This is a genomic window from Hoylesella timonensis S9-PR14, from assembly GCF_000762405.1.
Classification (GTDB): Bacteria; Bacteroidota; Bacteroidia; order Bacteroidales; family Bacteroidaceae; genus Prevotella; species Prevotella timonensis_A.
Genome location: NZ_JRPQ01000147.1, coordinates 23,803 through 30,573, shown reverse-complemented (window position 1 = coordinate 30,573; position 6,771 = coordinate 23,803). Strand labels below are relative to the sequence as shown.

Annotated in this window: 4 protein-coding genes; 1 reads left to right on the top strand and 3 read right to left on the bottom strand. The window is 40.9% G+C overall.

The window, feature by feature from the left end; translation table 11 throughout:
- The first annotated feature begins 338 nt into the window (after window positions 1-338).
- On the top strand, window positions 339-1,814 hold the full coding sequence (locus HMPREF9304_RS09455; RefSeq protein ID WP_052046060.1) for an IS5 family transposase: 1,476 nt from the start codon (window positions 339-341) through the stop codon (window positions 1,812-1,814).
- A gap of 122 nt (window positions 1,815-1,936) precedes the next feature.
- On the opposite strand, the gene HMPREF9304_RS09450 is transcribed toward HMPREF9304_RS09455, so the two are convergent.
- The 3 genes from HMPREF9304_RS09450 to HMPREF9304_RS09440 all read right to left on the bottom strand — a co-directional run bounded on the left by HMPREF9304_RS09450 (window position 1,937) and on the right by HMPREF9304_RS09440 (window position 6,763).
- A complete protein-coding gene (locus HMPREF9304_RS09450; RefSeq protein ID WP_052046058.1) occupies window positions 1,937-4,516 on the bottom strand; it encodes a TonB-dependent receptor in 2,580 nt (859 codons plus the stop codon).
- Between the two features lie 4 nt (window positions 4,517-4,520).
- Window positions 4,521-5,381, bottom strand: a complete 861-nt coding sequence (locus tag HMPREF9304_RS09445; RefSeq protein ID WP_036928484.1) for a GLPGLI family protein — start codon at window positions 5,379-5,381, stop codon at window positions 4,521-4,523.
- Window positions 5,382-6,148: 767 nt separating this feature from the next.
- Window positions 6,149-6,763, bottom strand: a complete 615-nt coding sequence (locus tag HMPREF9304_RS09440; protein ID WP_036928481.1) for a DNA alkylation repair protein — start codon at window positions 6,761-6,763, stop codon at window positions 6,149-6,151.
- Window positions 6,764-6,771: the final 8 nt, after the last annotated feature.

The window sequence follows — 6,771 nt, the reverse complement described above, 5'->3', positions numbered from 1 at the left end:
ATGTGGTTATAAGTGAATTTATGAGAGAAAGAGAAAGTTTTGCAGAGGTCTCATTACATACTTTCAGATAATTCCTCTACAAATAATGATAAAAATACGTTTTAAAAGCAAGTTTGCAATCAGCAGAGAATCAATTAGTTACCAAACCGTAAAATAAAAGGTGCTTAATTGGGCTTCAAAAGGGCGTTAGTTAGGCCTCAAAAGGGCACCTATTGCAAGTTAATTAGGGTCTACTAAATAAATATAATCCACTGATATTCAATAATATATACCTTATATTATTTGTGTAATTCACCAAAAGTGACTACCTTTGGTTGTTAAAACATTAACGACGTAAAATGAAATACTACTCTCAATATCGTAGTCACGACTTGTTTGAACTTCAAGAGTCCCTCTCAGGATTGAGCAAGTTGAACTGCTGGGTCAAACTTGCAGACAACCTTCCATGGGACAGGATTGAGAAGGAATATAACAAGCACTTGAAGAACAGTCATTGCGGCGCGAGCAACAAGCCGGCCCGCATGGTGGTAGGTGCCTTGATAGTGAAGCATGTGGAGAATTTGAGTGACGAGAAGACCATTCAGGCCATTCAGGAGAACCCTTACATGCAATATCTGCTCGGTCTTGACAAGTTCATGGAAAAGCCGGTTTTCGTTCCCGAGTTGTTCGTCCTTGTCCGCAAGCGTCTTGACCATGATTTCTTCAACATGCTTACCTTGATGCTGGCGGAGGTGGATGGAAGCAAGCCGAAGAGGGAGCGCACGGACGAGGACGGCAACGACTATGGCGGTACGATGAGAGTTGATGCCACCTGCTGCGATGCCGAGGTTCGCTATCCAACTGACTCAAACCTTTTGGAGGACGGCAGCAGACTGATAGACCGCCTTCTTGACAAATTCTGTACCCGCCACAATATAAAGAAACCACAGATCTACCGTGCGGAAGCCCGCCAGGCTTTCATCTGCTTGATTAAGAAAAAGCGCAAGGGGAAGAAGCTCATAGACAAGACCAAGCTAATCCAGATACGTTGCTTGAAGGCTGATTTCCATACGTTTCTTGATTTTCTCGGCAGACATACAAGTGACCTTCTCTCATGTTTCAGTCGGCATGACTTCAAATGTCTCAATACAGCATTCAAGATGTACGAACAGCAGAAAATGATGTTCGAGCAGAATGTCCGCAAATGTGCCGACCGCATCATCAGTATCTACCAACCTCACCTCCATCCCATCGTCAGGGGCAAGGCAAAGACCAAGGTCGAGTTTGGGGCAAAGGTTGGTGCCAGCATCGTCAACGGCTACACTTATGTGGATCATCTCTGTTGGGACGCATACAACGAGTCGTCCGACCTCGTCACCCAGATGGAACTCTACAAAAAGCGTTTCGGCATGCTTCCGCGGGAGGTTCAGGCCGACAAGCTCTACCTTGGAAAGGAGAACAGAAAGTATATCAAGGCATGCCACGTCGACTGTTACAACCATCCGCTTGGCCGGCCACCGAAAGAAGAAAACGATGAGCATGCGGAGGACAAGAGAAGGGCTGTCGGTGAGAGGAACTGGATTGAAGCCACGTTTGGAACCTCCAAGAGAGTTTACCGGGCAAACGACATCCGGGCGAAACTAAACGATACGGCTGACACATGGATAGGAGCTTGCTTCTTCGCTAAAAACATAATGAAGTTCCTAAGGGGACTTCTTTGTTTCTTTTTTGAAAAAACAGGGTCGAGAGACTTCAAAAAGAGTATTATCGTCAAATTCGATGGACTTTCAGGAGTTTTTGCCATACCACGAGCTTGCATGGTTACTATTGGTTAGCAGACCCTAATTAGGCATCTTTTAGAAGCTAAAAGAGCATGTATTGGTTTTGAGTTGTCGGAAAATTATTTACAAGTATCGGTAGTGTGCGAGTAAACTGTTTGTAGAAGATGCTGATGTTATTACAATCTCAGCTGTACGCGGAGTAGTAATTCACGTCCACGTAAAGGTAGGAATGTGTTGAAAGTATTGATACCTGTATTCTGCGTAATACTGTAAGATTTGCTGTTTAATAGGTTTGTCCCAGATACTCCCAGCTCCCACACATTATTAATTTTGTAGTTGAAGTCTCCATCTAATAGGCTACATGTATGGTAATGTCCATCCATAACTTCGTTTGTCAGATTATAAAACTTCATTTTTAGTTCCAACTTCTTTGTAGGGAAGAGGTAAAGAGCTGCATTGGTTGTATAGGACGAAAGAACATCCAACTTCATGATACTACTCTGTTCCCAGTAATATTTAGCTGTAAAAGCGGCTGATAGGCGCAGCCAAGATATCTTTTGGAAACTTGTGGTGAGCGTTCCTGAAGCGTGATGAGAATGGTTATTGACCATAACACCTGATTGTGAAACAAGATAAGAATCTCTGTTATATGTCGCATCAAACTTTAAGGAAACGCCTATGGGGATGAAAGTCTTATCCAACATAGCATTTATAGCAATGTTATGCCGGTGGTTACTGCCTCTTACCCACTTCATAATCGTCATTGAATCGTTGTACTCATAGTTGCAATAAGCCTCGCTTCTTGTATCAGAGTAGGTAAGTGAAAGGTTAGCAAAGAGCATCGTTGCGAGATTACGATAGCGGAAATGGAGCGAAGTGTATAGGTGGGTAGACTTATAAACGCCATTTCCTGTAACCTGTATGTTTCTGTATCCCTCTCTTAAAGGCTTCAAAGCATAGAAATCAAGAGAGTTGTCATCTGTAGAGATTGAGGAAGATAGGTTTACTGTCAGTTTGCTCGTCAGTAATTGTTGTAATGTCAAGTAGGGTTTAAATGCTATGAAGTTGCGTACAGACAGTTTGTTGTTCTTCTTTGAAAGGCTGATTCTTGTCCATTCAATAGGAAGTCCAAAGCTAACATAGCTTTGCTTTGTATATTTCCATGTGTAGCCTGGTTCACCTTGTAGTTTGAATGTACGATGATAGATATCACCTTGATAATTGTACGAGTTATTCCTGTAATAAGCTCGTAAGGATATGTCCAAATCATTTCCGAGGGTAGGGATTGAAGTTGTGATACTGTTTCTGGTCATAGTTGACCGTGTTGCAAAGCGTTCTGTAACATTATATAGTGGTAAGGAATCAGAAGCTGTTACCAGTTCTTCTCTACGATTGGCGTATCTAACGAGTGAGCGAACCTGCAACATACTCTTTCCTAATTTGAAGGAAGAAGACAGATAGTTCTTGATATAAGACGGTTTTATACGTATCTGTTCAGTAATTCCAATCCCATTCGTGACTACTTGATTTTCGGTTGTCTGTCGTCCAAAGGAGTATTTAAGTTCGTCAGAAAAGAATCTATGCGTGCTATTTTCTTCGTATTTCAGTGTTGGTACGATGCGAAATATGCGTTGCTTCATCCATTCTGACGTCTCCAACGTGATAGGAGTAAGTCCTCCATAATAGTTTGTAGTCGACTGATTATATCCAGCATGATCCTCATAAAGAAGAATGTTACTGCGTAGTGTTATGTCTTTCGATAGTGTAATGATATTATTAAAACCTGCGCTATAAGACTTGTTCTGTAAGTATCGCTTTTGTGGGAGAGCCTCTTGGCTTACGTCTTCTTGCAGAACACCCTGTGGAAGTGGCTCGTATGTATCGAGATTATAGACATCAATGTGCTCTTTAGTTTCCTTAGAAAGGTCTTTTCCCGTGTTACTCATCTTGGCAGAAACAAGTGTTTGCGAATGTTTCATCACCTGTGTGAGAAACAACTGATTGTCCCAGATAGTGGGTTTGACGCCTAAGCTACCAGTAATCTCGCCAAAAGGACGAGCCTTGTGGTTCTTGTCAAGGCGGATATTTAATGCTGCTGATTCTGATGGTTTGCGTCCTTGCATCATCTTAACAGGTTGATGATTCTCCAAAACTTCGACATTACGCACCGCATTAATAGGCATATTGCGGGTTGCTTGAGTATAGTTATTACCCATCAAGTCCTGTCCTTCAATATAAAACCGATTGATTGCACGACCTTGATAAGACACTGAACCGTTTTCAGAAACCTTGATTCCCGGTAGTTTTTTGAGTACATCCTCTAAATGACGGTCACCCTTCTGCAGAAAAGAACCAACATTGTAGACCAGTGTGTCACCTTGTTTTCTTATGGGAGATAGTTTTACGACGACTTCTTTTAGTTCCACCGGCTTGGAAGACAGTAGGATAATAGCTGGCTGATTTGTAGTCTGATGGATGTCAGCTACGTTTATTTTCCGTTTACTGTAACCAATGAGTGTGAACATTAGTACATCCTCTTGGTGTGCTGTGAGGCTGAGGTTGCCCCTTCCGTCAGCAATTTTATAGCTTAGCATCTTGCCCTTTGGAGTTGCTATGCGGCACATTACATCTGCTAACGGTTGGAGGCTGGCAGAGTCCCTTACCTCAATCGTTAGCTGTACCAGCGCAACCTCCCGCTGTGCAAAAAGGGTGAAAGAGGTGGTAAGGAGGAAGAATAAAAGAAGTATCCGTCGCAAGATGTTATTCTAATTCTATCGGATTGTAAGGCTTTGCATTCACTGTTGCTGCAACATCAGCCGATACGGTAATGCTTCCATCTCCTGTTAAGGCTTTTATAGGGTCGGCACAATAGTTCTTATACATTTGTCTGACAGTCTTTCGGGTACTCTTCGTCACAGCACTTTTGTCGTACATGTAGATCGGAGTATAGCTCTTTACCTTCTGTAATCCTGTCAAGGTGAAAATGAAGTTGTTCTGTGTGTCCTGCACTTTAAAGATGAGTCCAGGTAATCCATAGAACTTATAGGGTCCGTATGGCAACTCTACATCAGGTGCATACCAGGCTATGTAATCTCGTCCAAAGAGTCTTGTCTTAGCCTTTTGACACTGATATCCGGCAATAGTACTGTCTCCTTGCAGTAATTCCCACTTCAACAGAGGAGCTTCTTCTTCGTATTGATATCTTTGAAGTCCTCCTGCCTTGCATTGAATAAACTCTTTTTTAGTCTCTCTATTCAGCAGGATGAGTTCGCGTAAGCCTATGCTTTTCAATGCTCCGATAAGTTTAGGACCCGATGAAGTTGCCTGAGATTCCCCTCTTGCAATTGAGGCGGAGATAGAGTCGAAGGTAAGTTGTCCATAGTCAATGAACATATTGTGTTGCGTACCGATTCTTAGAATTGTTACTGCCGTACGTTTTGCATCAGGATACTTTGCGTCTTTTGCATACTTGTATTCATAGGTTATCTGATATTGTGCAGATTCATATTGCACCGTTTTTGTCGAATCCCATCGCCCTTCTAATTTCGAGAAGTCCAGTGTTTGGGCAGATAGACAAGTCGTGCTGACGAGAAGAATAAGTAAGATTATGTTTTTCTTCATATTGGTAAGTACTAAATTTGAATATTTCAAGATCGAATTCTATTGATGAGTATGTTTTTATGGTTGGTTCTATAAATTCCTTTGTTTTTTTCATTAGAACAAATTTTAGACTTCTTTTTGAAGGACTACAAAAGTATGTACACATAAAAAGTAGTATAAAAAACTGTAGATAAATGAAAAATATAGAGGGCTGACTATACTCGTAATTAAGGATAGTAGCAAATCGGTAATTATAGAACCAACCTTTGTAGGTCTGTTTTACGGATTATCCACAGAGAGCTTCTTCTATCAACATTACTTGTTCCATTACTTGCTCCATTGACCCTCTATTTGTATCAATGTGAGCGGTTTTCTCACAAGAAGTGTGTACTTCAACGATGTTTTTTGCTGATGCTGGTGATATTGCTAATGCAAGCAATGCCACTAAAAAATTTCTTCATACTTTTAAATGTTTAGAGTTAATAAATTGTTGTTTAGATTTATGTGATTTATTCACTGTATTTTCACTGTATTACAGCTGCAATGTGTTTAATCTTTATAATTTACTTGATTATTTGCTTTCAAATATATATATTGAGAATGAATATTGCAAATTATTTTCATTTTTTTAATATTGTTTGGTAATCGTGTAACTGTTGGACTTGTTTTAAATTATTGTTGCCCGCTGAAACTTTTTAGAATATAAAATGATGGCTGAACTCCTCGCTTGAAATTCAGCCTTGATTTTTTATAAAAAAAGTTCTGACGGAAAGCGGTAATTGAAATCTTTATTTTAGCAATTTCGTGGCAAGTTTGTAGGTGAACAGAACTCGTGGATTAGATAAATCCCATTGCTCAACCTCCTGTCGTATCAATTCTGCGTGCTTCTTGCTTATATCCCGTAAAGCATTACCAACGGATTTCCGAAGATATTCGCTCTCATGTGCCTTGTGCTTACTGATTAGGGCAATAGCAACCGATGGGTTCTCTTGAAAGAACGGGCGACTTGTCCAAATCCTCAATCCTTCCGTTACCGCACGAATAACATTCGGATTGTTATCATTCAGCCAATCTTCGATGAGAGGTAAAGAAGCTTCGTACCCTCTGTGTTTGCAGACTTCATCGAAAGCCTTTGCAAGCATTTCCTGCACACGCCAATTCTCGTCGGTGCTTATCCGCTCTTTCAGAAAACAAAGAGCACTATTATCCTCAGTTGCCTGTCTGCCAAATATAGTTGTTGCTAACATTCGAGCTCGATAGGCTTCATGTTCAAACAACGTGAGTGCAACTTCAAAACATTTTTCCTTTGCGTATGCCGACAGGATTTCATCAGCTCCGTCAAGGATATGTTGAAATCCGTGTTCGACTTCTAAAATCCTACTTAATATGTTATCAACGCTCATGTTAAAAC

What these genes read in the sequence shown, in the direction of transcription:
- HMPREF9304_RS09440 (WP_036928481.1), bottom strand. Translation starts at nt 6,763, where the DNA reads ATGAGCGTTGATAACATATTAAGTAGGATTTTAGAAGTCGAACACGGA.
- HMPREF9304_RS09455 (WP_052046060.1), top strand. Translation starts at nt 339, where the DNA reads ATGAAATACTACTCTCAATATCGTAGTCACGACTTGTTTGAACTTCAA.
- HMPREF9304_RS09445 (WP_036928484.1), bottom strand. Translation starts at nt 5,381, where the DNA reads ATGAAGAAAAACATAATCTTACTTATTCTTCTCGTCAGCACGACTTGT.